24 protein-coding genes (1 of these 24 only partly in view) are annotated in these 26,733 nt (G+C 38.9%); 13 read left to right on the top strand and 11 right to left on the bottom strand.

Annotation, left to right across the window (positions count from 1 at the left end):
* Positions 1-322 carry the 5' portion of a polysaccharide deacetylase family protein gene (locus R3E32_23770; GenBank protein ID MEZ4887774.1) on the bottom strand. 998 nt of this gene lie to the left of the window's left edge, so only the first 322 of its 1,320 coding nucleotides appear in the window; its start codon is at positions 320-322; the stop codon falls past the left edge of the window.
* Positions 323-587: 265 nt separating this feature from the next.
* Between R3E32_23770 and R3E32_23765 the strand changes: the two genes are divergently transcribed.
* From R3E32_23765 to holA, 3 genes are all read left to right on the top strand, one after another.
* Entirely contained in the window at positions 588-2,246 is a 1,659-nt protein-coding gene (locus R3E32_23765; GenBank protein MEZ4887773.1) for a S41 family peptidase, read from the top strand.
* Positions 2,247-2,339: 93 nt separating this feature from the next.
* Positions 2,340-4,031, top strand: coding sequence for a S41 family peptidase (locus R3E32_23760; GenBank protein MEZ4887772.1), 1,692 nt, complete (start codon positions 2,340-2,342; stop codon positions 4,029-4,031).
* A 39-nt stretch (positions 4,032-4,070) separates the two neighbouring features.
* Positions 4,071-5,084: a DNA polymerase III subunit delta gene (gene holA / locus R3E32_23755; GenBank protein ID MEZ4887771.1), complete on the top strand. Its 1,014-nt coding sequence runs from the start codon at positions 4,071-4,073 to the stop codon at positions 5,082-5,084.
* Positions 5,085-5,267: 183 nt separating this feature from the next.
* Here holA and aroQ read toward each other — a convergent pair whose 3' ends face one another.
* From aroQ to R3E32_23730, 5 genes are all read right to left on the bottom strand, one after another.
* Positions 5,268-5,714, bottom strand: coding sequence for a type II 3-dehydroquinate dehydratase (gene aroQ / locus R3E32_23750; GenBank protein MEZ4887770.1), 447 nt, complete (start codon positions 5,712-5,714; stop codon positions 5,268-5,270).
* Between the two features lie 97 nt (positions 5,715-5,811).
* Positions 5,812-10,356 carry a hypothetical protein gene (locus tag R3E32_23745; protein MEZ4887769.1) on the bottom strand — a complete coding sequence of 1,515 codons (4,545 nt, stop codon included), beginning with the start codon at positions 10,354-10,356 and terminating at the stop codon, positions 5,812-5,814.
* Positions 10,357-10,450: 94 nt separating this feature from the next.
* On the bottom strand, positions 10,451-11,284 hold the full coding sequence (gene prmA / locus R3E32_23740; GenBank protein ID MEZ4887768.1) for a 50S ribosomal protein L11 methyltransferase: 834 nt from the start codon (positions 11,282-11,284) through the stop codon (positions 10,451-10,453).
* A gap of 1 nt (position 11,285) precedes the next feature.
* Complete coding sequence (fsa, locus tag R3E32_23735) at positions 11,286-11,939, bottom strand: fructose-6-phosphate aldolase (protein MEZ4887767.1); 654 nt, start codon at positions 11,937-11,939, stop codon at positions 11,286-11,288.
* Between the two features lie 71 nt (positions 11,940-12,010).
* Positions 12,011-12,394, bottom strand: a complete 384-nt coding sequence (locus R3E32_23730; protein MEZ4887766.1) for a DUF3127 domain-containing protein — start codon at positions 12,392-12,394, stop codon at positions 12,011-12,013.
* A 292-nt stretch (positions 12,395-12,686) separates the two neighbouring features.
* Between R3E32_23730 and R3E32_23725 the strand changes: the two genes are divergently transcribed.
* The 8 genes from R3E32_23725 to R3E32_23690 all read left to right on the top strand — a co-directional run bounded on the left by R3E32_23725 (position 12,687) and on the right by R3E32_23690 (position 19,694).
* A complete protein-coding gene (locus R3E32_23725; protein MEZ4887765.1) occupies positions 12,687-12,908 on the top strand; it encodes a DUF2795 domain-containing protein in 222 nt (73 codons plus the stop codon).
* Between the two features lie 99 nt (positions 12,909-13,007).
* The gene (locus tag R3E32_23720) at positions 13,008-13,517 is read left to right on the top strand and encodes a hypothetical protein (protein MEZ4887764.1); all 510 of its coding nucleotides are present in this window, start codon (positions 13,008-13,010) and stop codon (positions 13,515-13,517) included.
* Positions 13,517-14,332, top strand: a complete 816-nt coding sequence (locus R3E32_23715; protein MEZ4887763.1) for a bacterial transcriptional activator domain-containing protein — start codon at positions 13,517-13,519, stop codon at positions 14,330-14,332. The genes R3E32_23720 and R3E32_23715 overlap by 1 nt, the downstream gene beginning before the upstream one ends.
* 338 nt (positions 14,333-14,670) lie before the next feature.
* Entirely contained in the window at positions 14,671-15,438 is a 768-nt protein-coding gene (locus tag R3E32_23710; protein ID MEZ4887762.1) for a DUF4332 domain-containing protein, read from the top strand.
* 64 nt (positions 15,439-15,502) lie between these two features.
* Positions 15,503-15,778: a hypothetical protein gene (locus R3E32_23705; GenBank protein ID MEZ4887761.1), complete on the top strand. Its 276-nt coding sequence runs from the start codon at positions 15,503-15,505 to the stop codon at positions 15,776-15,778.
* Positions 15,779-16,165: 387 nt separating this feature from the next.
* Entirely contained in the window at positions 16,166-16,672 is a 507-nt protein-coding gene (locus R3E32_23700; GenBank protein MEZ4887760.1) for a cupin domain-containing protein, read from the top strand.
* A 103-nt stretch (positions 16,673-16,775) separates the two neighbouring features.
* Positions 16,776-18,875, top strand: coding sequence for a glycoside hydrolase family 97 protein (locus R3E32_23695; GenBank protein ID MEZ4887759.1), 2,100 nt, complete (start codon positions 16,776-16,778; stop codon positions 18,873-18,875).
* Positions 18,876-19,010: 135 nt separating this feature from the next.
* Positions 19,011-19,694, top strand: coding sequence for a YjjG family noncanonical pyrimidine nucleotidase (locus R3E32_23690; GenBank protein MEZ4887758.1), 684 nt, complete (start codon positions 19,011-19,013; stop codon positions 19,692-19,694).
* Between the two features lie 51 nt (positions 19,695-19,745).
* On the opposite strand, the gene R3E32_23685 is transcribed toward R3E32_23690, so the two are convergent.
* The 3 genes from R3E32_23685 to R3E32_23675 form a co-directional block, all read right to left on the bottom strand.
* Positions 19,746-21,020, bottom strand: a complete 1,275-nt coding sequence (locus R3E32_23685; GenBank protein ID MEZ4887757.1) for an ATP-binding protein — start codon at positions 21,018-21,020, stop codon at positions 19,746-19,748.
* A gap of 107 nt (positions 21,021-21,127) precedes the next feature.
* Positions 21,128-21,805 (bottom strand): YggS family pyridoxal phosphate-dependent enzyme, encoded by a 678-nt coding sequence (locus R3E32_23680; protein MEZ4887756.1) that lies wholly within the window; start codon positions 21,803-21,805, stop codon positions 21,128-21,130.
* Between the two features lie 28 nt (positions 21,806-21,833).
* Positions 21,834-22,961 carry a TRAP transporter substrate-binding protein gene (locus tag R3E32_23675; protein MEZ4887755.1) on the bottom strand — a complete coding sequence of 376 codons (1,128 nt, stop codon included), beginning with the start codon at positions 22,959-22,961 and terminating at the stop codon, positions 21,834-21,836.
* A gap of 329 nt (positions 22,962-23,290) precedes the next feature.
* Between R3E32_23675 and R3E32_23670 the strand changes: the two genes are divergently transcribed.
* On the top strand, positions 23,291-24,034 hold the full coding sequence (locus R3E32_23670) for an RluA family pseudouridine synthase (GenBank protein MEZ4887754.1): 744 nt from the start codon (positions 23,291-23,293) through the stop codon (positions 24,032-24,034).
* Positions 24,035-24,067: 33 nt separating this feature from the next.
* On the opposite strand, the gene R3E32_23665 is transcribed toward R3E32_23670, so the two are convergent.
* A complete protein-coding gene (locus R3E32_23665) occupies positions 24,068-25,132 on the bottom strand; it encodes a hypothetical protein (GenBank protein ID MEZ4887753.1) in 1,065 nt (354 codons plus the stop codon).
* A gap of 53 nt (positions 25,133-25,185) precedes the next feature.
* Entirely contained in the window at positions 25,186-25,680 is a 495-nt protein-coding gene (locus R3E32_23660) for a GyrI-like domain-containing protein (protein ID MEZ4887752.1), read from the bottom strand.
* A gap of 123 nt (positions 25,681-25,803) precedes the next feature.
* On the opposite strand from R3E32_23660, the gene R3E32_23655 reads away from it, so the two are divergent.
* A complete protein-coding gene (locus tag R3E32_23655; GenBank protein MEZ4887751.1) occupies positions 25,804-26,670 on the top strand; it encodes a DUF2911 domain-containing protein in 867 nt (288 codons plus the stop codon).
* Positions 26,671-26,733 lie beyond the last annotated feature (63 nt).

Raw genomic sequence — 26,733 nt, 5'->3', positions numbered from 1 at the left:
TAATTAGGTAAAAACTAGCTGCAAAGGGATCAAATGGCAAGTCAGAATTGCTTCGACTAATATAAAACATCTTGGTATCTTCGAAGTCTTCTACTTTGATTCGTTGTTGCTTGATTCCTCTTTCAAATAATAGTGGGCTGGCATAAAAAAATAGTTCATCTTCAAATTGACGGCTACTATAATTTATTTTTGCGCTATCAAACTCTATGAATATTTCTTTGTCTGTAGTAATAGAGAAATTGATTCCGAGCATGTCTTCAAAGATATGCTCGAAGATGTAACGGAGACGATTCGTTATTTTGGGAGAATAAATTAGTAGCATATTTTAATACTTGAAAATAAAATCTGCCCGAAAATAGTTTATTGTAGGCTATTTGATGTTAAAAGCTGTTAATTTTTTTTTATTTTACAACAAGTTGTGGAAATTGAAGCTTCTACAATGAATACTATTACCTCTCATTTTTTCCAAAGAGGAGAATTTTACATCTAATTTTTTAGAAGGAATTCGATTCTTATACTTTATAAACAAGTAGGAAAAATTTTAAAGCCTGTATTATTTAGTCGTTCACAAATAAAGCAAAAGTACCATGCTCAGAAAATTCAGATATTTGAATGTACTTGCAGTTACCCTTCTATCTATCCTCTCCGTTTCTTTCGTAGTCAATAATAACAATAATTATTTCGAGATTACCAAAAACTTAGACATTTTTGCTACAATGTTTAAAGAGTTGGATATGTATTATGTGGATGAAGTGGATCCTGAAAAACTTATCCGTACAGGAATTGATGCGATGCTTAATTCTCTTGACCCTTACACTACTTTTTACTCGGAAGAGGATATGGAAGGATATCTGATGCAAACAACGGGTAAATATGGTGGGATTGGTGCATTGATTAGACGCACAGATGATTATGTGATTATTTCGGAACCTTATGAGGGTTTTCCTGCTTTCAAAGCGGGATTAATGGCAGGTGATAAAATTTTGGAAATTGACGGTGTACCTGCAAAGGGTAAGTCAACGGATGATGTAAGTAAGATGTTGAAGGGAAAGCCTGGAACGAATGTAGAGCTTAAAATTGAACGTTTTGGTGAATCTACTCCTATGGTTAAGACTTTGACAAGGGATGAGGTGAAAATAAAGAATGTTCCTTATTATGGTTTATTGGAGGACGGTAAAACTGGTTTTATTCGCTTGAGCAATTTTACGGAGGATTGCAGTAAAGAAGTCGGAGATGCCTTGAAGGAATTGAAGGCTAAACACAATATTCAATCTGTTGTACTGGATTTACGTGGTAATCCTGGTGGGTTATTGAACGAAGCGATTGCAGTGGCGAATATTTTTGTAGATAAGGGTTTGGAAATTGTGAGTACTAAAGGAAGGAAGGAAGAATGGAGCAATAGTTATAAAAGTAAGTCTGCTCCTTTGGATACTGAAATTCCTTTAGCGATTTTGGTAGATCGTGGTTCGGCTTCGGCTTCTGAGATTGTGGCAGGTGTGATTCAAGATTTGGATAGAGGGATTATTATTGGGCAAAGGAGTTTTGGAAAGGGTTTGGTGCAAACGACAAAGATGGTTGGCTATAATTCTAAAGTGAAAATGACTACTGCAAAATACTATTTGCCGAGTGGACGCTGTATTCAAGCGATTGATTATTCAGGTGGTTACAATGACAATTTGGAGAAAATATCTGACTCTTTGCGTACTGCCTTTAAAACGAAAAATGGCAGAACGGTCTATGATGCAGGTGGAGTGGATCCAGACATTGCAATTGAAACAGATACTTATGCCAATATTACCCAAAGTTTGATGAACAAACAACTGGTTTTTGGATATGTGAATCAATACCGATTGAAGCACCCTTCAATTCCTACACCCGACAAATTTGAGTTGGTGCAAGCAGATTACGATGATTTTGTGAAATTCATTGCAAATGAAGATTATGACTATACGACTTCAAGTGAGCAATTGTTGAAGGATTTGGAAGATAGCGCAAAAGAGGAAAAATACTTGGCTGTGATTCAAGAAGATTTGGACAATTTGACTTCAAAAATCAAGCACGACAAAAAGAAGGATTTGTACAAATTTCAAGAAGAAATTGAGCAATTGCTGGAGTATGAAATTGTGTCAAGGTATTATTACCAAACAGGTCGCATTCAAGAATCTTTGGAGGATACAAAAGAAGTAACTACTGCAATTGAAGTATTTTCGGATACTAACAGATATAATCAGTTATTAAAAAACTAATTGAGGCTTCAAAATACTTTATAAACCTTCTTTTCTAAGGTTTGAAGACTTGAATGTACATTATTAAAGCAAGAAAAATAGACTTCAATGAATATGAAACATATATCTAACCAAAAATCCATTTTAACACTTTTCTTAATCACAGTCATTGCCTTCACTTCTTACTCCTTTTTGGGAGGCGGAAGTCGGTATTTTGCGATTACCAAAAACATGGATTTGTATGGAAAACTGTATCGAGAACTGAACAATACGTATGTAGATGATGTCGAACCTTCTAAACTCATGCGAACAGGTATTGATGCGATGTTAGAATCTTTAGACCCTTATACTAATTACATTTCTGAGGCACAAATTGAAACGTATCGTATGCAGCAAAACAGTGCAGCGGGTACGATTGGAGCAGAATTAATGCAATATGGCGATGATGTGGTGATTGAGGAAATCATTGAAGATATGGGCGCACAGGCAGCTGGTTTGATGGCGGGTGATGTGATTTTAGAGGTGAATGGCAAATCGGCAGAAGGTAGAAGTTTGGCTGAGATTACGCAGGTTTTAGAGGGACAGACGGATACGGATGTGCGTATTTCGGTAAGACGAATGGGGCAAGCAACGCCAATTGATGCAACGATTACAAGAAGTAAAGAGGTGGTGACAAGTGTGCCTTATCATGGATTGTTGGAGGATGGTATTGCGTATGTCAAACTAAGTACTTTTTTGAAGCATGGCTGTACGAATGAAGTTATTGAAGCCATACAAGATGTTGAAAAAGAATACGGAAAAGAATTGAAGGGTTTGGTATTTGACCTTCGTTGGAATGGCGGTGGATTGCTCAATGAGGCTATTAAAATGGTCAATATTTTTGTAGAAAGCGGTAAAATTGTGGTCAGTACCAAGGGGAAAATCGAATCATGGGACAAAGAATACAAAACGGAAACTTCGACACATTACAAAAATTTACCGTTGACGGTGCTGGTAAATGGTCGCTCGGCCTCGGCTTCTGAAATTTTGGCAGGCGCAATTCAGGATTTGGATAGAGGTGTGATTGTAGGTCAAAGGAGTTTTGGTAAAGGCTTGGTTCAACAAAGTAAAAAGATGAATATCACTGGAATAGGTAATGATGCTCAGATAAAACTCACTGTTGCCAAATACTATTTGCCAAGTGGCCGTTGTGTACAGGCACTCGATTATTCGGGGCGTTATCGGGATGGAACGATTACCGTTCCTGATTCTTTGCGTACCAAATTTACCACCGAAAATGGCCGCACAGTATATGACGGTAGTGGTGTAGAGCCAGACTTGGCAACGGATGCTCCCAAATACAGCAACATTACGGAGAGTCTTAAAAAGAAACATTTGATTTTTGACTATGCAACGAAGTATCGTTTGAAGTATGATAGCATTGCGCCTCCTAAAGATTACGTTTTTACGGACGCTGATTTTGAAGGTTTTGTACAATTTTTGAAAGATAAAAATTACAACTATAAAACAAATAGTGAAAAGGTCTTGGAAAAATTGCGTCATAGTGCAGAACAAGAAAAATATTTTACGGCCATTGAAGAAAGTCTAAATAGTTTGGAGTCGAAAATCAGTAAGGAGAAAGCTCAAGATTTGTATAAATTTAAAGATGAATTGAAGGGTTTGCTTCAAAATGAGATTGTCAAACGCTATTATTTTCAGAATGGATCTGTGAAAGCTAATTTGGAGAAGGATATAGAAGTGAAAAAAGCAATTGAGGTTCTGAAAAATACAGATCACTATAAAGAAATATTGACGGTAGCGAAGTAAATTTGGGCTTTCGATAGAAGTTAAAAATCACAATATTTTATGGCCACCACTTTTGAAGGAATATACAAAGAATTGAAGCAAAAGAAGTATGCTCCTATTTATTTGCTTCAAGGCGAGGAGACTTTTTTTATTGACAAATTGGTGGATTATATTGAAGAAAGCGTTCTTGCCGATTCCGAAAAATCATTTAACCAAATGATTATGTATGGTAAGGATACGGATGCTGATACGCTGATGAATACGGCTCGTCGTTATCCAATGATGTCAAAATATCAAGTAGTGATATTGAAGGAGGCACAACAAATGCGGGATATTCTGAAACTCGAAAGTTATGCAACGAATCCTTCAAAATCTACCATTTTGGTTTTGGCACACAAATACAAAACAATTCGAGGCAATACGAAATTGGGGAAATTGATTGCCAAAAATGGAGTGGTATTTACTTCCACAAAACTCTATGACAATCAAGTCCCTCCGTGGATTCAACGGTATGTAAAATCCAAAAAATATGATATCGGCTCAAAAGCAATGCAGTTGTTGATAGAATATTTGGGTACGGAGCTGTCACGCATCACCAACGAAGTGGACAAATTAATGCTCAATGTGCCTACGGGTACGGTAATCAATGAGCAACATATTTTGGATAATATTGGCATTAGTAAGGACTATAATGTGTTTGAACTGCAAAGAGCTTTGGCGCAAAACAACACCACAAAAGCATACAGAATTGCCGATTATTTTTCTAAAAATCCCAAAGCTGCCCCTCTCCCATTGCTACTCGGGAGTTTGTACCGTTTTTTCAGTCGTTTGTATTTATACCATCAAATTCGCACACGAAGCGAAGGGGAAATATTACAGGCAATGGGCTTCCGAACTCGATTCCAACTACAAGATTATCAAGCTGCAATACGTCATTTTAACCTCAATAAAACTAAAAAGGCGGTTGAGATTTTATATACCTACGATTTGAAGTCGAAAGGAATTGACAATGTTGGCGTGTCTCAAGAAGAGTTGATACGGGAAATGGTGGTTAGATTGGCAAATGGGGTATAAACACTTCAAAATCATTTAAATAAAAAATTATAAAATTTATAAAAGGAGGGGGGGGGGAATTGCTGCAAAAAAATACGCTGATTTAAGAAGTAAGATTATGTGATTTTTGAAGTAGGATTTTCAAAAATCACAAATCAAATATACTCTATCTTACATCCTACTACGAAACAAACATGTAAAGTTTCAATTCTTAGAAACTAAATGCGCCACAGCTGCCCGCAAAGCTAAGGTATAACCCATTGTTCCCAAACCACATATCACCCCAACTGCAATCCCACTCACATAGGAAAAATGTCGAAAGGCTTCCCGTTTGTGAACATTAGAAATATGCACTTCAAATACAGGTAAATCAGATGCAGCCAAAGCATCTCTCAGAGCTACAGATGTATGTGTATAACCTCCAGGATTGATAATGATGGCATCCTTTGAAGTACGGGCATCGTGTATCAAGTCTATCAAAGTTCCTTCACCATTCGCTTGCTCACAGACTACTTCAATGCCCAACTCTTTTCCCAGTTCCATACATTGACGGTTCACATCTTCCAAGGTTTCATAACCATAAATGTGCGGCTCTCTTTTGCCGAGTAGGTTGAGATTGGGGCCATGTAGGATTAAAATGGATTGGTTCATCTTTTATCATTTTGGTAGTAAGGTAAAAATAAAAGATGTGTCAATTTCTGAAAACTGACACATCTTATCAAGCATTGTCTTAATTTTTATTTCCTACTTATTTGCCTTTGTTATCCTTCTCCAAAGCATCGCTACTTGCAGCCTCTTTCATACGTGCCACAAAATTATTGCGTTTGGTCATAGGCGCAAGTGTATATTGATAGGCGCCTCGTTTTTTGTCCGTTTTCATACGGTCTTTTTCCTTCATATCTGCTATTTCCTGGTTAAATTCAGGCTCAGAACTCAAAATCATCATCGTTCCCTTTTTGTAGCTGAAGTAGTACCAAGGACGTTTGCCTTCATCATCTGCCTTCAATTCGAAGTAGATATCGAAATAATCACCACTTCTACGCAAGCCAAACTCAATATAACCGTCCACCATTCTGTTCACATACCGCTCCCCCGTAAAACTCACTCCAATAGGCCCAACCGAACGAACCGTACGAGTACTCGTATCAAAAACCATTTTTATATCTGTGAAAAGGAAACTTTGGTCTAAGCCTTTGAAGCGTTCGGGCAGATAACCATACTGACCAATCACCCGCTTCAATTCTCCCGCATCTTTCTCGTTGGCAAGTTCAATAGCAGCGTTCAGAAAACCCTCCTTGGAATAGTTTACCTCATCCGCTTCTCCATTGTAGTAACGCAAAGATTCCCCCACACTTTCCAATAATTTATCATCGAAGTGAAAATCAATACCCATTACCACATCACTAAACTCAAATTTGCCAGTTTTCAATTCATTTACTACTCTACCTGCTGCATCTACTGTCACTAAACCGTAATCTTCTCCTAAATAAATTCTTCCATCTGTGACGACCTGATTGGTTTCGTCCAAAAGCGTAAACACGTTTCCTTTGAGCGATTCACCACTCAGTTTTTCTTTACTCGCCACTTGATACATATTCTTGTCCGAATTGAAGCTCAAATCACCCGTTCCTCTAAACAAAACTACATCCAAAGGTGTGCGTTTTTTGGTCAAAAAGGCACTGTATAAATTCAGTGAATCCATATCCTGCAAAATACCAAACATCAATGTATCTTTCCGTTCTCCAATAGGATTGGTCACATCCATTTGAATATTATCGGGGTCAATCGCATCCTTAAAAGAAAACCACTGAGCATCCAATTGAGGTGACATCAATCCGAGTTTCGCAAAACCATCAAAAATAAGGAACTGCTCTCTTGAATCCAGAATCACATTACCTTTAAAATCAATATTGTTATTAAGTTTAAAGGTTTCTTCCTCAGGTAGATTTGTAGCACCATAGGTATAAAATTTACCCTTCAATTCTGGTTTGTCCAACTCATCAACTTCATCTTTGGTATATTCACGAGTTGTCACTATATCAAAATCAATCTTTTGGTTCTTGAGTCCTTTACCTTTGTATCGGTAAGTACCTGATGCTTCAAACTCATTGATACTCTTAATTTTAACAGTCACATCGCTTAGCTTATGGTACTCATTCAACGTATCAGCCACAATCAAGGCACGCTCTAAAGGCTGAATATCCGCTTCTGGATTGATCAATACTTTCGTATCATAGGGACGTATTTTAGCATCTGCAATATTGATATAAGGCACACCATCTATTTGAATCGTATTTTTCTCCAAATTTACCACCCCCCCAGATGCTTCAAACTTCAATCCACCTTGGTCAGGGTGCGTTGATTCAAAATAGTTATTGGAGGTGTTTTCTGGCATCCGAATATTGATCAATTTTTCGTTGATAACCCAATAAAACTCACTCGCTGTTGTTTTGAACTGATTGTAAGGCAACACAATAGGAATGTTCTCTCCATTTGCTAAAAACTCTCCAATCATATCATCCATATCGACCCTTGATTTCACATTGTACGAATTGAAGGCTACCTTAGCCACCTCTTCGTTTTTGATTACCACATCCGATGAATCCGATTGGAAGGTACTAGAAGTATAAGTAAATTCATCTGCCCGAATAGAAGCCTGCGCCATATTCATTGTTCCATTTCCCTTCAATCCTTTTGAAGTCAATAACAAATTTCCCTTCAAAGCCACTTTGTCTTCAAACATCGCAAACGCCTTTTTATCCCGCATCGTCACCATCATGCTATCGCTTTTTGGCAACCATTTCACTCCCACTATCCCATTGTGCGCACTTGGAAATTCCACATTGTTTACCTTCTTCCGTTCCATCGTAAAAGTATCCGCCTTTGCCATCATCGAATCAGGCAATAAATTGAACTGCTCAGATTGAAGCATACTCGACAAATAATCAATACGTCCCTTACTTTTCAAACCATTGTTACTCATCGTAATGCTTCCTGTGAATTTCCCCAGTCCGTATATGGGATACCCCTCGACGTTCGTATCTTCTGTAAAACCCAAAGACAAGTCTTCTTGTAGTTTTGCCTCTTGTTTGAAATCTGGGAAAATACCTCCACTGACCATCGTTCCTGCAAAATTGAGTTGCTCAGGCATGATTTCATCCAAATCTTCAAATTCAAATGGATCAAGCTGAAAATAAAACTCATCCTGTTCATACGCTCCATCATACAGATTCTTGTTGTCGTAGTAAAGAAACGAATTTTTATCACTCACAAATCGAGGATAAGAAGGATACCTCACCAGTCCAGACTTATTGTTTTCTTTGTCAATATAAAGTGTACCACTTACATCTCTAACCATTGTGCCGATAGGCGCAAGTCCTGCCACCACTTCTTTTTCGGCATTTGGCACATAAATTTGCATTTTGTCCACCGAATCCAACTTAATCGTAAAAGGATCATAGCTAAAGAAAAAATTCTTTCCCGTCAAATCAACACGTCCAGCCACAATCGTTCCATCTACTTGCATATCTCTATTGCGCCTTACACTGATTAGCTTTTCATTAGGAAACATCACCACCTGTTGTGAATCACTCAATGCTACTTTTTCAACCCCTGTAATCAGCAACTCTTTGGTATCCAAGTCTAACTGTGCATTTTCCTGATCAGGTTTATCGGCTTCTGATATCAACAGAATACGGTCATAGTCCGTTTCGCCTTTATTAGAACGCACATAATGCAATGCTTTATCACGAATCGTAATCATTTTGGTATCACCATCGAAATAAATGAACCCATCTTCAACCAAGTCGAACATAGTAGCCAATATATTAGATGTTTGGTATTTTGGGTTCAACAAAGCTGCAAACCTATCCGATTCAAGCACCCTTGTACCTCCTTCTGCAATTTCTCCTAATTTACGCACAGGATCAATGCCCGTAATCACACTATATTTCATCATCCGCCCCTTCTCAAAAAGATCAAAGGATTCAAAAACTACCTTCAAATCTTTTCGTAGTGAAGCCATTTTGAAGTTAATAACAGGAGTATTGATTTTCCAGAAAATAGCATCCACATTTGCCTCTAATTGGTGATAAGAAGACATAAAAGCAATTCTTGAACTTGCTTTGGAGTCACGCACCATCTGCAATTCTTTGTTAGGAATGTTATAGCGAAGGTTCAAACTTGGGTGATAAATGGAGTCTTGGGCAAAATAAACCGATACCGAAGTATTGATGGAATTGATTTCTTCTTTGGGTTTTACTCCAAAGCGGTTACTTTTTGCAGCCATAATACGCCGACCATCTTCTGCAAAAAAGTTGAATACTGCCTTTTTTTCATCCGTTCCAAAACCGATAATTTTTTCACCCTGCAATCCAAAACCACCCACAAACTCCAATTGAGGCGCAATATTGGTCATGTGAATATCGGTCTCATAAGACAAAAATTCAGGATATAAAAAAGTACCCTGAATTTTGGCAGACAATTTATCCGTCAATTTTCCTTTGAGTGGGCGTTGGAAATAGGTTTTGTGGTAAAAAAGTGCGTCTTCAACCACATAATCACTTGCATTCAAATCAATATCATAAGAACCAATCTCCACATATACAGTATTGGGATCAAAACCCAAACGCTCCCATGTCACCTTACCTTCTTTACCTTTCCACACATTGTCCATCGGAAAAAAGCTACCCTTGGTGTTGATAATTCCCATAGTATCCTTTGCAGTATAGGCATACAAACTTGCTTCTTCTACCATCAATTCGGGAACCTTGTCTGTGTATTTAAAATGGTAGTCCACCATCTGTATTTCCCATCGTTTACCACGGGTTTTATAGAGCGAATAATCTTCAAAAAAAGTAGTGGAGAAATTCACAAACTGTGTCCAATCTCGGAAGCGTGATTCCTCCATATCACTCGTAATTTGACCAACGATGCCATGCCATTCTGCAAATTTTTCGGCACTTGCAACAGACTTAATGAAGTTATTAACGGCATTTATGTATTCAAACAACTGCGGATAAGTCCGCATTCGTTTTTTAAACATTCCATTGACAGTATTGATAACCTCACTTTGGTTTTCACCACTGATTGCACCGTTTAGATTGGTGACAAACAGTTCGGCAGCCTCAATACCTTCCTCTCGCTTAGATTTCTCAAAAAGCTCGGTGATTTGTTTGGAAAACTCACCAACATCAGTAGATAATTGTTGGATACCAGGTTGAGCAAAAAGACTTACGGGGGATAAACATAGAAAAATGAGTAAGAAAGAAATTGCAGAAGTGACTTTTTTCATGCTGATTATGTATAAATTATCTGAACTATTCAAACGTAGAAATTTAGTGTTTGAATGGGATATAGACCTTACTCCTACTAAGATTAAGCGGGAATTACTTTTTAAACGTCATAACGACCCAATCGTTTCGTTGGAAAGTATCCAAATGCACCAAGGAACATTCTTTGGCTCGCTGTTCAATACTTTCAGCATCCGTATGTAGAATACCACTTAGTACAACCAAATTACTATGGTTCAACGAATTCGATATAATATCCAGTGTGTTTAAAAGAACAGGCACGTTTATATTCGCAATAATAACGTCAAAATGCTTATCTATTATATCTTTCTGATCTCCTAAAATAGCGGTGACGTTGCGAATTTGGTTTACTTCGGTATTTTCGAGGGTATTTTGATACGACCACGGATCATTGTCTATTGCCAATATAGATTTTGCTCCCAACAAAGAAGCCATCATTGCGAGTATTCCCGTTCCACATCCAAAATCCAAAACAGTCTTATCCTGGAAATCTATGTCCAACATTCTTTTTAATACAAGGTAGGTAGTTTCGTGATGTCCTGTCCCAAATGCCATTTTGGGTTCAATCACAATTTCATAAGTGAACTCTTGGTCAATTTGATGAAAAGGAGCTTTGATTAGTATTTTATTCTCCACCATCACTGGATCAAAATTGCTTTCCCATAATTCATTCCAGTTTTGTTCTTCCATATCTTCGATATGCAGCAAATCAATCTTTACCTGTCCAGCATAACGACTTATTAATTGCAGCACAATGGATTCATCAAAATACATTGTTTCAATATATGCTTTTAATCCTTGATCGTTTTCTTCAAAGCCTTCATAGCCGAGATACCCCAACTCGGCTATGAGTACTTCAATGTAAACTGGATTTTCTACTTCAAAAGTGAGAATCTTATAGCTTTTCATTCTAAGCGGTTTTCTTCGCATCTGCCAAAAACTGCGCCAATCCAATATCTGTCAATGGGTGTTTGAGCAAACCCAAGTAGGCACTCAAAGGACAGGTCACCACATCTGCACCGAGCTCTGCACATTTGGTAATGTGTAGCGGATTGCGAATAGAAGCAGCCAATATTTCGGTTTCAAAACCATAATTGGCATAAATTTCCACGATTTGATTGATCAAATCCATACCGTCCCAAGTAGTATCGTCAATACGGCCAATAAAAGGCGACACATACGTTGCTCCAGCTTTTGCAGCCAAAAGTGCTTGACCTGCCGAAAAAACCAATGTACAATTCGTGCGAATACCTCTACTGCTCAAATGACTAATTGCCTTCACCCCTTCTTTAATCATTGGGATTTTTACAACGATATTATCAGCAATATCAATCAATTCATCAGCCTCGTCTATCATTCCTTGAAAATCAGTAGAAATCACCTCTGCACTCACATCACCATCCACCATATCGCAGATTTTGCGGTAATGACTCAAAATAGCAGATTTACCTTTAATACCTTCTCTTGCCATTAAAGAAGGATTCGTAGTGACACCATCCAAAATCCCCAAAGAAAGCCCTTCTTGAATTTGCGCCAAGTTAGCTGTATCTATAAAAAATTTCATGCGAAAAATTGATTTTTTGAAAAAAAAGTTATTACACGAAGTTCAATTCCATGAACTCAATTCATTATTTATCAGAAAGGTAAATCGTCATTTTCAATAATATCCTCTTGATGAGAAGGAGGCATACTCTTCATCTCTTGTGAAGGTGTATTTGGTATAACATCACCTGCACTTGCTTTTTCGATGCGCCAAACCTGTAAGTTGGTAAAATACAAAGTAGTACCATCAGGTTTTTTGTAAGGTCGTCCCCTCAGATCAAAATGTACCGTAATTAGATCTCCTTTACTATAAGCATCCAAAATAGAGCAGTTATCTTGAACCAACTGGAATTTTGGGTATTGGGGATAATTAGAACTTGTATCTGTTTCTAATACAAATTCTCTTTTCTTAAAAGAAGCAGTAACTTGCTCCACATCAAAAACTTCAAAAAGGTTTCCGTCAATTGTTAAAGACATATTCTTTGTTTTTTTTTCTTCAATGATTAAACCATTACAAAAGTACGTATTCATTTGGTGTAGAAAGATGAAAAAAGCGATTTTTTAGAAAATATCGTCGTTTTAGACTTTCTTAGTATTTTTTGAAACACTTAGCGATAAAAACAGTAAATTATACAAATAGTCAATAATGAATCGCAAAAATTCATGCTCAAAAACTTGCTTTTTTGATAAAAGATATTATTTTTGCGCCTCTTTTTAACTAATAAAGATATAATTTAATATAAATTAACAATATCAAATTTTTAAACCTATGTTTTGGACCTTAAAATTAGCGAGTGAGTTACTAGATGCTCCTTGGCCTGCAACCAAAGACGAATTACTAGATTACGCTATGAGAACAGGAGCAGATCCAGCTGTCGTTCAAAACCTTCAAGAATTGGAGGAAGAAGACGAAGTGTATGAAACAATTGAAGACGTTTGGCCAGATTATCCACGCAAAGATGACTTCTTGTTCAACGAAGATGAATACTAATCTGAAATCTTATTTTTCAGTTATTAGTTGAGGAATGGGAATAAAAATTTGAAATACTAATTTTTGTTCCCATTTCGTTTTTTATACAAATAAGCAGACATGAATAAAAAAGAAGAAACCACATCTTTTATCATTCGTTTTACACAGAAAGTATTCACCGATGAAGCAGGAGAAGCTCAGGTACAATGGCGCAGCAACATTCGCCATGTTCAAAGCGGAAAAGAACAGCGATTTTCGGACTTCAGCAAAGCCATTGAATTCATTCAGAATCAATTGACACAGCTGACCCTTCAATCCATGGAAGATAAACCTGTTGAAGAACAAAAGGGCATCCTTGAAAAAAGTTTTGACATATGGAAAAAAATGGCTTTGGACTACCCCAAAAAAGTCATGGAAACCATCAAAGACCCCAAATCTCAAGTCGAACAACTGCAAAATCAAGTGAATCAGGTAGGCGAAGCAATCAGTCAAAGCTTGGAATCCGAAATCAATCAATGGCGTGCTGCTTCCAAATCCGACATTACCCAATTATTGAAGGCAGTCAATGACATTGCAGCAGACATGAAAGAACTCAAAGAAAAAGTTGACAAAATAGGCCAGAATGATTAATGGATGTTATTGAAAATCATATAGAAACCATTTTAAAAAGAAAGGAAAAAAAAATACTTCGTGTGGATACACTGGGCTATTTTCAAGTTTCCCTTCAAGACCAAATCATTCCTGATAGCGAATGGAAAAGGGACATTGCCGTTCAGCTTTTCCAGTTCTTCATCACCATCCGAAACCAAAGAGCTTTACACAAAGAACAAATCATCTATCAACTTTGGGGCGATGTCAGTCAAGATGTAGGTAGCCGCAACTTCAAAACCGCCCTACACAACATCCTCAAAGTAATCGAACCTGACAAGCCAAGTCGTTCTCCTTCTGAATACATTATCCGTCAGGGGCTTTCGTATCGCCTCAACAAAGAAGAAATGTGGATAGATATAGATTGTCTGGATGATTTGATTGTATTCGGCAATCAACAGCTTCACCAAAACCCCACCTTAGCTGCCGAAGCCTACCAACACGCCACCGATTTGTACCAAGGCGTTTATTTTCCCAACCGCATCTATGAAGATTGGACTGCTGAAGAACGTGAACGCATTCAAGTGCTTGTATTGGGTGCAATGATGACTTTGGCCAAGCTAAAAGTGAAAGAAAACCCTATGGAAAGTATTCGGTTGGCCAAAAGAACTCTTTCGATTGATGCAACTTGGGAGGATGCTTATCGCATACAAATGGAAGCGTACATGGAAGAAGGTAATCGTCCAATGGCTGTGAAGGCTTACCGCCAATGCCAACAAATACTCCAAAAAGAATTTGACATTGAGCCGCTTCCCGAAACCAAGGCTCTTTTTCGTAGAATTAGTGAGATTGGGTAAAATAGGGGAAATGGAGATTTTGAGAAAAACTCTCTTAAAATTTAGTCCCTTGCAAAAAAAAGTTACTTTCCTTCAAATTAATTCAATTTTCTTTCCCCCCCCAAACCATTGTCTTTCATGAAATTAAAACACTCCCTTACTTCAAATATTGTCTTGAAACCCAGATGTAACTCAAATGTAACTACTTCGTGACTCATTCGGAACTAGCCTCCTCTATATTTGCACCATCAACAGTGATTATTGAGTAAAATAGAGTAGAGAGTAAATCAAAGTTTAAGCCTCTTAACCTCTTCAAAAAATCCCTGTCATTTTAAAAAACCAAACAAAAAATAAATAAAATGTCAAATAACATAAAAACAGCAAAGCAATTGAAGCAAAAAAACAATGGATTGAAAGCACAAGCTAAAGTCCTTAACAAAGTAGCCCTTGAAGTAAGCGAAGATTTGATAGATGTAGCCATCAAAGGTGGTAAAGTTTCGCAACAAATTTTTGGAAAAGTATTGAACGGCGGCATCACTCTTTTTGGAATGCAGCAAGATTTGGTACTTTCCACTATGGAGCAAGTGGCTGAAAGAGTGGCAAAAAATGAGCAACTTCAAAAAGTAGTCGCTGTTCCTACTCAATATTTCAATCGCTTCAAAAAGACAGCTGAAGATACAACTACAAAAGTGAAAGAAACTTTCGCAGCACAAGCAAAAAAAGCGAAAAATGAAGTAGTTGATGCGGTAAATGATATCGCTGACGAATTGCATATTACTGAAGCTGTAGAAACAGCTAAAACTGAAGTCGTTGAAGCAGTTGCAAATGTGAAAAAAGAATTGGTTGCAACAGTGAAAAAAGCAACAAAAACTATTGATGCAGGAGTAGAAACTGCAGACTTCCAAAAAATTGATGGAATCGGCCCTAAAGTAGCAGAGATTTTGGTGGACGCAGGCATCATCACTTTTGAACAACTTGCCAAATCAAGCACTCAAGAGATTGAAGAAGTATTGGTAGAGGCTGGATCACAGTACAAAAAATTCAACCCTGCTCCTTGGATTGAGCAAGCAAAATTTGCAGCTGCTGGTGATTGGAAAGGATTGGACGCTTGGCAAGCAGCCAACTAATAGAGCCTTAATTTCATCAGATTGAGTTCCAAAAAAATATTAAACAACATAAAAAATAAAAATCATGTCTGTAAAAGAGCAATTAGTAGATAGATTTAACAACGTGAAAGAAACTGCAAAAAATGTAAATGAAAAAGCAGTTGCTGTTGGCGAAGAGATATTGAGTGAAGTAATGGAAGGTGGGGAACAATGGCAAGAATTAGGCAAAAAAGCTATTGACGGTGGTACGAAATTGGTAGGCAAACAACAAGAAATCTTATTGGATGCCTTCGAAACTGTAAAAGAACAATTGACTACCAGCGCAGGACGTTTGAAAAACATAGTGAGCGCAAAAGGATAAGTTTGTTTTGAATTAAGAAATGAATGGGAATAGAAATTGGTTGGTCAATTTTTGTTCCCATTTTTTTTATATTTAGCAGCAGCGCTGCAACACTATTTGTAGGAATAATAATAAATAAATTTTCAGGAGGGGCATAGCCTCAACACCATAAAAAACCGTTGTTTATACGTGCCGAAGCTACGCTCCTATGATTCTATCCGTACAGATTTTCCTACATATAGGGTCAGGGCTATGCTCTTGTAATTGTCTTATCAAATAACTTTGTTTACCGTGTAAAGTAAGTTTCTTTTTCTTTCAGCAGCATATGTATCTTTGCAATTAAAATTTCTCAACCAACTGTTTATCCTTGTGTGTTTTTCATTGTCATTTTAATTTTGATTTATTCTTATGCACCCAAAAGCCCAACACTACATCCAACACCTTCAATTAGAAGCCCATCCAGAAGGCGGTTATTTTCGGCGAACTTACCAAAGCTCCCTTACCTTGCCTTCCACTGCCCTACCCAAGCACTTCAAAGAAAGCCGTTTAGCCGCAAGTGCCATTTATTTCCTACTGACCACTGAGTCCTTCTCTGCCTTTCATCAATTGCAGGCAGATGAATTGTGGCATTTTTATGCAGGCAGCACCGTCACCCTTTATTTGATTCATCCAGATAGCACATTGCAGACCATTGAAGTAGGCGACCCTCTGACCAATCCAAACGCCTCTTTTCAAGCACTCATTCCCGCCCAAACTTGGTTTGCAGCAGCCGTCACCACAGCAGATTCTTATGCTTTGGTCGGTTGCACACTTGCGCCAGCATTTGATTTTGAAGATTTTGAATTGGCAGAAAAACAGACTCTTTTGCAGCAGTATCCACAACATTCGACATGGATAGAAAGGTATGTGCGGTAATTTTATCCACCTACTTGTAAATATTTTGGTTTTTCCCTTCAATACTTGCTATCTTGTTGGAGTAAATTGAATTACAAACCATCACCAAATATTTACAATACAAATGAAACATTCTTTACTCCATTCCTTGGGCATACTATTTTTTGTCCTATTCCTTCAAGGTTGCCAACCCGCCCCAAATTCTGAGGCGACAACTTCACTTCCTTCCCCTTCTAAAAACATTCGACTTCAATGGTTTTTGAACAGTGACGGAGTCCCTTCCTATACAGTTACTTACAAAGACAAAACAGTAATTGATACATCCACTTTAGGAGGTTTCGACTTCAAAGATGCCCCTACTTTGGCAAAAGGCATGAAACTACTCAACAGCGAAACAAGCACCGTTTTTGAAAGCTGGGAAATGCCGTGGGGTGAACAGCGAATGGTCGAAAATCACTACAATGAATTGACGCTACATTTGCAGGAAAGTGAAGCACCAAACCGCTTGATCGACCTTCACTTCAAAGTATATGACGATGGTTTGGGATTTCGCTACGAATTTCCCGAACAAGCAAATTGGACAGAAGCCATCATAATGGACGAACACACCCAATTCAAACTCACAGGCGACCACACTTGTTGGTGGATTCCTGGCGATTGGGACATTTACGAACACCTCTACAATACCACTAAGTTCTCTGCAATTGACGCATTGAGCAAACAAAACCATCCCAACTTAGGACAAACCTATATTCCCGAAAATGCAGTCAATACGCCTGTCACCATGAAAACCGCAGACGGATTGCACCTCAGTTTCCATGAAGCCAATTTGACCAACTATTCGGGCATGACTTTGAAGGTGGACAAAGACAACTTGCTGATGGAAAGCGAATTGGTTGGGTCAAAACGCTTGGGCTACAAAGCCAAAGTAGAACTTCCCTTCAATACGCCGTGGAGAACGATTCAAATTGCAGAAACAGCAGGTGGATTGATTGATTCTAAGTTGATTGTAAACCTCAATGAACCCAACAAATTGGGAGACATTTCTTGGTTCAAACCGACAAAATATGTGGGTATTTGGTGGGAAATGCACTTGGGCAAGTCCACTTGGCAACTCGAAGGCGGCAAACACGGTGCGACTACTGCCAATGCCAAACGTTTCATTGACTTTGCAGCAGCGAACAACATTGGAGGCATTTTGGTCGAAGGTTGGAACACAGGCTGGGAGCATTGGATTGGTTTTGAAGACCGTGAAGGCGTGTTTGACTTTGTGACCCCTTATGCCGACTACGACCTCAAAGAAGTGGTGCGCTACGGCAAAGAAAAAGGTGTGGAACTCATCATGCACCACGAAACCTCGGCCGCTCCCCGCACCTATGAGCAGCAATTGGATACCGCTTTCGCGCTGATGCAAAGTTTGGATATTCATGCTGTGAAGACGGGATATGTCGGTAAAATCATTCCGAAAGACGAATTCCACCACGGTCAATGGATGGTGAATCACTACCGCAAAGTCTTGGAAACAGGTGCGAAATACAAAGTGGCCATCAATGCTCACGAACCCATCAAAGACACGGGTATTCGCCGAACTTTACCCAATGCTATTTCCAGAGAAGGCTTGCGTGGACAAGAGTTCAACGCTTGGGCTTCGGATGGCGGCAATCCTCCCGAACATTTGACCATCGTGCCGTTTACCCGAATGTTGGGTGGACCGATTGACTTCACGCCTGGGGTTTTCAACATCAAACTGAGTCCCTACAAAGACGACAATCAGGTGAATACAACTTTGGCGCAACAATTGGCTTTGTATGTGGTGCTGTACAGCCCTGTCCAAATGGCTTGCGATCTGCCCGAATTTTATCAAGAAGGCAAACATCCTGCTTTTCAGTTTATTCGAGATGTGGCGGTGGATTGGGAAACTTCCAAAACGCTAAACGGCGAAGTGGGTGAATATGTAACGATTGCCCGACAAGAAAGAGGTTCGAACAACTGGTTTTTGGGAAGTGTGACGGATGAAAATACGAGGGATTTGAAGGTGAAATTGGACTTTTTGGAAGCAGGTAAAAAATATGCCGCAACGCTGTATTTGGATGGTGACAAAGCGCATTGGGACGATAATCCTACGGACTACAAAATTGAAAAACACACAGTGGATAGCGAAACGGTCTTGGACTTACACTTGGCTGCTGGCGGTGGTGCTGCGGTGAGTTTGATGGTGGAGTAGATCTAAAAGATAATAAATCTCCTTCTTTCCAGATAGAGAGAAGGGGATTTTTTTGTATAGGGGCATTTGTAGAGACGTTTTAGTAAAACATCTCTACTGTACATTGTATATTTGCAAACCAAATTTACCAATCAAATGCCCTATCAATACCTCCTGTTTGATGCAGACAACACCCTTTTTGACTTCGACCAAACCGCCAAAGATGCTTTTGCAGCAACCTTCACCAGCTTCGGAATCACACAAGAAGCCCATCATTTCGACCAATATCTTGGCATCAGTCAACAATGTTGGCGGGATTTTGAGCAGAAAAAAATAGACCAAGATACGCTCAGGCGGGTGCGTTTTGAGTTGTTTTTTGAAGCAGCAGCCATTGCAGGAGATGCCCTACACTTCAATGAGCAGTACCTCCAAAACCTTGTGCATCACAGCAGTTTGTTGGAGGGAGCATTCGAGGTATTGCAGCAACTGCATGGAAAAATTCCTATGGCCATCATTACCAACGGATTGAAGGAAGTACAGCGTCCTCGATTGCAGCGCACAGGCTTGACTCCTTATTTTGAAGCCATCATTGTGTCAGACGAAATAGGTGTCTCCAAACCACATACTCCTTTTTTCGACCATACCTTTGAGCAGATTGATTTTCCCAATAAATCGGAGGTATTGGTGATTGGCGACAGTTTGAGTTCTGATATTCAAGGGGGTAACAATTATGGTTTGCATACCTGTTGGTACAATCCAAAAGGCTTAGACAATCATTTGGGAGTTTTGCCGACTTATGAGATTCAGGATTTGAAGGAACTACATGGGATTGTTTTGTAGGGATATTTTTAGTGGAGTACCCAAAGATTTTTGAACCACAAAAGAAAGACACTAAACATTTTGTGGCTCAAAAAACCACCAAAGCGGACGGATTTGTATCATTTTGTTTTCTATTTTCACATCTTCAAAACCATCCCAAGTAATCAACAAAGCATTTTCCTTTTCAAAATAATTCATCCCTTCCACAAGACTATTCAGTTCTCTTTGCTTGGTCAATAGCGGTAAATCATAAGCGGCATTGATAAGAGAGTTATCGGGCAATACGAAATCTACTTCCTGTTTTTCCGTAAAATAATGAATTTCACTGTGTTTTCGCTTCAAAGCCAAAAAAACCATATTCTCAAAAACCCGCCCTATATCTTCGCTAATGCTCATGTCATATTTATAACTTGGGTCGAGGGCATATATTTTGTTGGGATTCATCATTTGTTTCCGAACAGAACGACTCCACTTTTGGACACTAAACACCGCAAAAGCTTCTTCTAAATAGGTCATGTAGTCATAAACCGTATTTTTTCCCACTGCAAAACCCTGCGATTTTAAGTCGTTGTAAATCTTATGGGTACTTAGTAAGTTTGCAATATTGGTGAATAAATATTTCATCAAATGCTTTAGTAAACTTGGATTTTTGATACCAAACCGTTCGACCAAATCTCTATAGAGCATCAAATCAATGTATTCATTGATGGTTCTTTGATGCAAATATTCGGGAAGGGTGAGTAATTCTGGAAATCCACCTTGCCGTATGTATTTTCGCAATTGGTATTTAGCAAGTGCTTGTCCTTCAGATGTATCGGTGTTAAAGTGCAAGTCTTGAAAGGTCAAAAACTCGTGGAAACTAAGTGGGAAAACTTCAAAGGATAAAGTTCTGCCCCTCAAACCTGTTGCCAATTCTCTACTCAATAACTTTGAAGAAGAACCTGTCACATATATTCTGCAATTTTCGGTATCCAATAATCTGCGTACAAACTTTTCCCAATGGGGAACTTCTTGTATTTCATCAAAAAAGAAATATACGAGATTTTGCTTGTTCAATGGGTACAACTCATAATAGGCTCGCAGTAAATCATCTAAGTCTGTTAACTGCAATTGAAAAAGTCGATCGTCTTCAAAGTTAACATACACCAATCTATCGGCAGGCATTTCTTCCCGAAGTTGTCGAATGAGGTCAAAAAGTATAAACGTTTTACCTACTCGTCTTGCTCCAATAACAGACACAATTTTTGAAACATTGACGGGTAAAACCACTTCCCTACTCATTGTTTTGGGAAGTGCACGATGAATGAAATCTGCAATAATTTGCCTGAATACTATTTGCTTGGACATACCTTTCTTTATTGAGAAAGATAAAAATAACAATAGTTTCTCTCTTTACAAAGAAAGATATGCAAAAAATTGCCTTGAAAGAAATCTTATTTGGAGTTTTTTCGTTCTCACCGACTCCCAAACAACAAACTCCCAACCCGCACCATCGTACTCCCTTCTTCAATCGCCAATTCGTAATCTCCCGACATGCCCATCGAAATCTCTTTGAAAGAATCTTGCCCTTCAAAAAAGCGATTTTTCAAGGCTTCAAAAATTTGTTGGAGTTGGTGAAATTCCCGTCTCACCTGCTGCGTATCATCCGTATAAGTCGCCATGCCCATCACGCCAGCAATACGCACATTCTCCAAGGCTTCAAAATCCGAATCTTGCAGCACTTCAAAAACTTCCGATTCATCAAAGCCAAACTTTGTGCTTTCTTCTGCAATGTGCATTTGAAGGAGGCAGTCAATGATTCGGTCATTTTTAGCAGCCTGTTTGTTGATTTCTTGCAGCAGCTTAAAACTGTCTACTCCATGAATCAGATGCACAAAAGATGCAATGTATTTCACCTTATTACTTTGAAGGTGTCCGATAAAATGCCATTCAATGTCTTTGGGCATTTGTTCATATTTTTCCACCAATTCTTGCACCTTATTTTCACCAAACGCCTTGTGTCCAGCTTCGTAAAATTCCAAAATCACTTCAATCGGTTTGGTCTTAGAAACCGCTACCAATTTTACTTTGTGTTCACTTAACTGTGCTTTTAGTGCTTGTAATTTTTGTAAATCCATCATCGTTAAATTCAAATAACCGTTTTTCCTACAAAATCTTAGTTTACACTTCAATCTTATCGTAATAAACCTTTTCTGTTAAAGCAGACCAAGCTTTGATTTGTTTTCTAAAACCTTCAAAAGAATCATACACTTTTTTGGCAACAGGATCACTTGCCACTAATTCTGCAATGACCTCCTCCGTATATACCCGCAATTGAGCCAATACTTCATCGGGAAATTCCCGAATTTCAATTTTTCCCTCCGCTTTTATTTTTTCGAGGTATTCCGCATTTTTGGTTTCAATTTCTGCCAAAGTCCACAAATTGAGGCGCATGGAGGCCGTTTCCAAAATCACTTGAAGGTCTTTGGGAAGTTGCTCAAAACTTTGTTTGTTGATACCCAATTCCAAAACCGATCCCAATTCATGCCATCCTGGGGTGTAATAATACTTGGCGATTTTGTGGAAACCCATGCGGTAATCGTGAAAAGGACCAATCCATTCCGTTGCATCAATTACGCCCCTTTCCAAATTCGTATAAAGTTCACTACCAGCCGATAAAACAGCAGCCCCACCCGCTTTTTCCAATACCTTTCCACCCAGTCCAGGAATACGCATTTTCAAGCCCTTCAAATCGGCAACCGAGTTGATTTCACGGTTGAACCAACCGCCCATTTGCACGCCTGTATTGCCGCCCAACATCGGTATCACATTGAAGTCGGCATATACCTCTCGCCACAATTCCATACCGCCGCCACTTATCATCCATGCATTCATCTGTTGGGCATTCATGCCAAACGGTACCGATGCAAAAAACTGAGCAGCAGGCACTTTTCCCGCCCAATAATAGGCTGCTCCACTACTCATTTCTACCGTTCCACTGCTGACCGCATCAAATGCCTCCAAAGCAGGAACCAATTCACCGCCTCCATATACCTTGATGCTCAATCGTCCATTGGACATCTGCTCTACCCATTCTGCAAACATTTCTGCACCTTCGCCCAAAATCGGAAAGTTGGGGGGCCAAGTTGTCACCATTTTCCACTTGTATTTTTTGCCAGATTGTACGCTGCCACCTTCTTCTTTGGAATTGCCATTGCTTTCACTGCTGCAAGCGGTTATCATTGCAGGGATGGTGACAGCCGCCAGAGCGGTTTTTTTCAAGAAATCTTTGCGATCGAGTTTGGACATTTTTTGATTGTGAATTGTAGGAATGAAAAAATTAATACGTGCAAAATAGCGTTTTTCAAGTTTCTCTCCATGTACTATGAAAAAAAAATGAATAGAAAAGGCTTTTGACGTTTTATTATATTGGACTTTGGACGAGGGAGCAAAGATGCAAGAAGTAAGAATTTAATTGGCTAATAACCAATTATTTGTGTTCAATTCTGTCAATAAATTAAGATTGTGATTATCAATTCTTTATATCTTGAATCTTGCGTCCTACTTCTTTCGTCCAAAGTCCAATTTTCTTTAACTTTGCAGCTTAAAACCCTACAATTCTTGAAATACACAGTCTCATGTCCAAAAAAAACAATCAGGTTATTGAAGTTGTATTTGAAGATGATGATTTGTTGATTGTCAACAAACCATCGTCTATCTACACTTTGCCAGACCGCTACAATCCTGCCATTCCCAATTTATACACCCATTTGCAGCGTCAATATGGGGAAATTTTTGTGGTTCACCGCTTAGATGCTGAGACAAGCGGCATTATTTGTTTTGCCAAAAACAAGGATGCACATCGAAAGCTGTCACAAGATTTCCAAAAACGAAAAGTGGAGAAAACCTATTTTACCATTATCAAAGGGCGGCTCATTCAAAAGGAAGGCACGATCGACCTCAAAATCTTAGAAAACCCCATGCGTAGAGGAACGATGCGGGCGAATAAAAACGGTAAAACAGCGGTGACGCACTACAAAGTCGTGGAAGAATTTAAGCTGTTTTCGGCAGTGGAAGTCGTGTTGGAAACTGGGAGAATGCACCAAATTCGTGTTCATTTCCAAGCAATTGGGCATCCGCTTGCAGTTGATTCAATTTATGGAGAAGGGGATGGTTTTTATCTTTCGATGGTGAAAAAACGCTACCAAATAGGTAAGTTTGAAGAGGAACGTCCGACTTTGAGCCGTTTGTCTTTACACGCCTTTCGATTGACGCTTATTCATCCAAGTTCGCAGGAAAAGGTAACATTTGAAGCTCCTTTGCCCAAAGATATGGAGGTCATGTTGAAGCAGTTGCGGAAGTACAATCAGGTCGTGCATTAGTGATTGGTAAAATACTATTTATCCAACCTTTTTTTACCCAAACATATCCTTCAATTTGCCGAAAAATCCCTTTTTGCCGTCCTTTGCTTTTGAAGGTTTTTGAGATTGCAGTTTTTCTTGGCACTGCTCAATTGAATCTTCAACGGAAGCAATCAACATTTCGTCCTCTGTTTTATGGGCAAAAGGTAACGCCTTTTGATGGTATTTAAGAGCCTCTGCAAATTGTTTTTCTTGTTCATACAAATAGGCAATTTGATAATAAGCATCTGCCGTTTGCATAGCAGCACTTTGCTCCTCAGATTGTTGAAAAGCAGTTGCAGCTCGCTCCAAGTAAGGAATAGCGTGCATATATTTCCCTTCACTTTCCCAAACCTTTGCCACCAAAGTCAACAGTCCGCCCTGCAATAAGGGTTTGTTTGCCAGTTCATACTGCGCTGCTCCTTCTTCAAAGCTATGGGCAGCTTCTGCATTTTTTTGAAAGTGCATCAACAGTCGGGCGAGCGATTCGTAGTAGCCTCCCATAAGATCGTGATTGCCTTCAGTTTTCCTCAATGACTTTAAACCGCTTCTAAAATACTCAAAAGCAACCTGATAGTCTTCTTGTGCACTAGCGAGTTCTCCTGCAAAACCATAAAACTTACCAGCTTCTTCCCAATCCTCAACAGCCGTTGTTTGTTCGATTTTTTGGTGAATCAACTGCTCGGCTTCTTCCATCTTGCCTTTTTGTGCAAAAATCAATGCCAATTGTCGAATCGCTTTATTCAATGCTGCTTTTTCACCCTGCAATTGGTGAATAGAAATGGCTGCATTTATTTCGTTTTCAGCTTCTTCCATTTTTGACAAACCTAAGTATGCAGCACAAAGTTCGGTATGAACTGCTGCTTTTTCGGTGCTGTCTGCTGCTTGTAGCGACAAGCTTTCTTGAAGGTGTGTTGACGCTGCTTCAAATTCTTCTGCTTCTATTTCAGCTTTGGCTAAGTCCAACAGTGCGTTTGCTTTGAGGGAATCTTGTGTGTCCTCTGCGATTGCAGCAAGTTGGTCTTGAAGTGATTGAAGTCGGTTTTGCAATTCGATAGGTAGGTCTTCTTTTGAAGGCATGGTGTTTACAATTGAAGTGAAAATGAAAAGAATGTGCGTTTTGAAGTGCGAATTTAGGAAAAATCTTTTGGTCTAACAGGCAGGTAAATATCTGTTTCGGAATCTGCTCCTCCTCCTTTGAACCTTTCATCGTAAAACTCAAAGTCAAACGGGGCTGCAATCTCATAGTCGGCATTGGGCAGCCAAGTCTGGTAGATGTATTGGAAGGTTTGAGCAATGGTCTGAACAGTTCCTTTGTGGGTGAACACGGCATACTGGCTGGGCGGCAGTGTTTTGGCAACGGTCAGTAGAGGAATTGTCTCCAAAGTACTTACTTCAACAGCTGTCATGTAGTGCCATTTGTTAGTTTTCATAAAACTATCGCTGTAGATTTCTAGCCCAAAGCATTGATTTTCATTTACCCGATTGGGTATATCTTGCAAGTAAGGGTTGAACTCTTGCCAAAGTTCAGGAATGGTGTTTTGCTCATGAAAATTGCCAAACATGCACATACCGATTAGATGGATGGCTTCTTTTTCGATTAGTTTGAAAGATGGAATATTGGACATTATGTTAGGGTTATGTTTTGAAAATGTCATTCATTGACTACTTAAAGGAATGGCAAAGTAATATTTTGTTGCTATTTTTGCAAAAAATTATAGTAATTCTATTTAAACTTAAAATTTATCATAATGAAAGGATTTTTGCAAATCTCGATTTGTCTTATTGTTTGTGTGTTGTTCAACACTTTTACGGCTAATGCGCAATTGAAAACCCCTGCGCCGAGTCCTTCGAGCGAGTTGGAACAAACTGTTGGCTTGACAGAAGTAAAGATTGAGTATTCCCGTCCAAGCAAAAAAGGAAGGGATATTTTTGGTGATTTGGTTCCTTATGGTGTGATGTGGCGCACAGGTGCGAATGCTTCTACTAAGGTTTCTTTTAGCAAAGATGTGAAAGTGGGTGGCAAAGAATTGAAGAAAGGAAAATATGCGCTTTACACGATTCCTGGTGAATCAGAATGGACGATTATTTTTCACAACAACATCACTCATGGAGGTACTGGCGGTGATAACTACAAGGAAGAAGAAGATGCAGTGCGTTTTATGGTGAAGCCTACTAAAATAGGTCATACTGTGGAAACTTTTACCATTGATGTAAGTGACCTGAAAGATAATAGCGCAAATATTAACTTGACTTGGGCCAACACTATGGTTTCTATTCCTTTGAGTGTAGGCACTACCGAGGCGGTAATGGCAGATATCAAAAACATCATGGCTGGACCTTCTTGGAACGATTATTATGCTGCGGCTCGTTTTTATGCAGAAAATGATCAGGATTTGAATCAGGCTCACGAATGGATGTCGAAAGCATTAGAAATGGGCGGCAATGAAAAATTCTGGGTTTTGCGTCAGATGTCTTTGATTGAAGCAAAAATGAAAAAATACAAAGATGCAGTTGCAACCGCTGAAAAATCATTGGCTTTGGCTAAAGAAGCGAACAACAATGATTACATAAAAATGAATGAGGAATCCATTGCAGAATGGGCAAAGATGAAGTAACGAAACAATGAAAATTATAATAGGAATTAAAACGGCAACCTTTTCTTAATCAGTTAGTTTGGA

Source organism: Chitinophagales bacterium (assembly GCA_041392475.1).
Taxonomy (GTDB): Bacteria; Bacteroidota; Bacteroidia; order Chitinophagales; family UBA2359; genus JAUHXA01.
Note: the sequence above shows the minus strand (reverse complement) of the source record. Positions and strands in the feature narration are given on the sequence as shown.

Coding starts and splice junctions, on each gene's coding strand:
- R3E32_23765 (MEZ4887773.1), top strand. CDS start 588: ATGCTCAGAAAATTCAGATATTTGAATGTACTTGCAGTTACCCTTCTA.
- R3E32_23760 (MEZ4887772.1), top strand. CDS start 2,340: ATGAAACATATATCTAACCAAAAATCCATTTTAACACTTTTCTTAATC.
- holA (MEZ4887771.1), top strand. CDS start 4,071: ATGGCCACCACTTTTGAAGGAATATACAAAGAATTGAAGCAAAAGAAG.
- aroQ (MEZ4887770.1), bottom strand. CDS start 5,714: ATGAACCAATCCATTTTAATCCTACATGGCCCCAATCTCAACCTACTC.
- R3E32_23745 (MEZ4887769.1), bottom strand. CDS start 10,356: ATGAAAAAAGTCACTTCTGCAATTTCTTTCTTACTCATTTTTCTATGT.
- prmA (MEZ4887768.1), bottom strand. CDS start 11,284: ATGAAAAGCTATAAGATTCTCACTTTTGAAGTAGAAAATCCAGTTTAC.
- fsa (MEZ4887767.1), bottom strand. CDS start 11,939: ATGAAATTTTTTATAGATACAGCTAACTTGGCGCAAATTCAAGAAGGG.
- R3E32_23730 (MEZ4887766.1), bottom strand. CDS start 12,394: ATGTCTTTAACAATTGACGGAAACCTTTTTGAAGTTTTTGATGTGGAG.
- R3E32_23725 (MEZ4887765.1), top strand. CDS start 12,687: ATGTTTTGGACCTTAAAATTAGCGAGTGAGTTACTAGATGCTCCTTGG.
- R3E32_23720 (MEZ4887764.1), top strand. CDS start 13,008: ATGAATAAAAAAGAAGAAACCACATCTTTTATCATTCGTTTTACACAG.
- R3E32_23715 (MEZ4887763.1), top strand. CDS start 13,517: ATGGATGTTATTGAAAATCATATAGAAACCATTTTAAAAAGAAAGGAA.
- R3E32_23710 (MEZ4887762.1), top strand. CDS start 14,671: ATGTCAAATAACATAAAAACAGCAAAGCAATTGAAGCAAAAAAACAAT.
- R3E32_23705 (MEZ4887761.1), top strand. CDS start 15,503: ATGTCTGTAAAAGAGCAATTAGTAGATAGATTTAACAACGTGAAAGAA.
- R3E32_23700 (MEZ4887760.1), top strand. CDS start 16,166: ATGCACCCAAAAGCCCAACACTACATCCAACACCTTCAATTAGAAGCC.
- R3E32_23695 (MEZ4887759.1), top strand. CDS start 16,776: ATGAAACATTCTTTACTCCATTCCTTGGGCATACTATTTTTTGTCCTA.
- R3E32_23690 (MEZ4887758.1), top strand. CDS start 19,011: ATGCCCTATCAATACCTCCTGTTTGATGCAGACAACACCCTTTTTGAC.
- R3E32_23685 (MEZ4887757.1), bottom strand. CDS start 21,020: ATGTCCAAGCAAATAGTATTCAGGCAAATTATTGCAGATTTCATTCAT.
- R3E32_23675 (MEZ4887755.1), bottom strand. CDS start 22,961: ATGTCCAAACTCGATCGCAAAGATTTCTTGAAAAAAACCGCTCTGGCG.
- R3E32_23670 (MEZ4887754.1), top strand. CDS start 23,291: ATGTCCAAAAAAAACAATCAGGTTATTGAAGTTGTATTTGAAGATGAT.
- R3E32_23665 (MEZ4887753.1), bottom strand. CDS start 25,132: ATGCCTTCAAAAGAAGACCTACCTATCGAATTGCAAAACCGACTTCAA.
- R3E32_23660 (MEZ4887752.1), bottom strand. CDS start 25,680: ATGTCCAATATTCCATCTTTCAAACTAATCGAAAAAGAAGCCATCCAT.
- R3E32_23655 (MEZ4887751.1), top strand. CDS start 25,804: ATGAAAGGATTTTTGCAAATCTCGATTTGTCTTATTGTTTGTGTGTTG.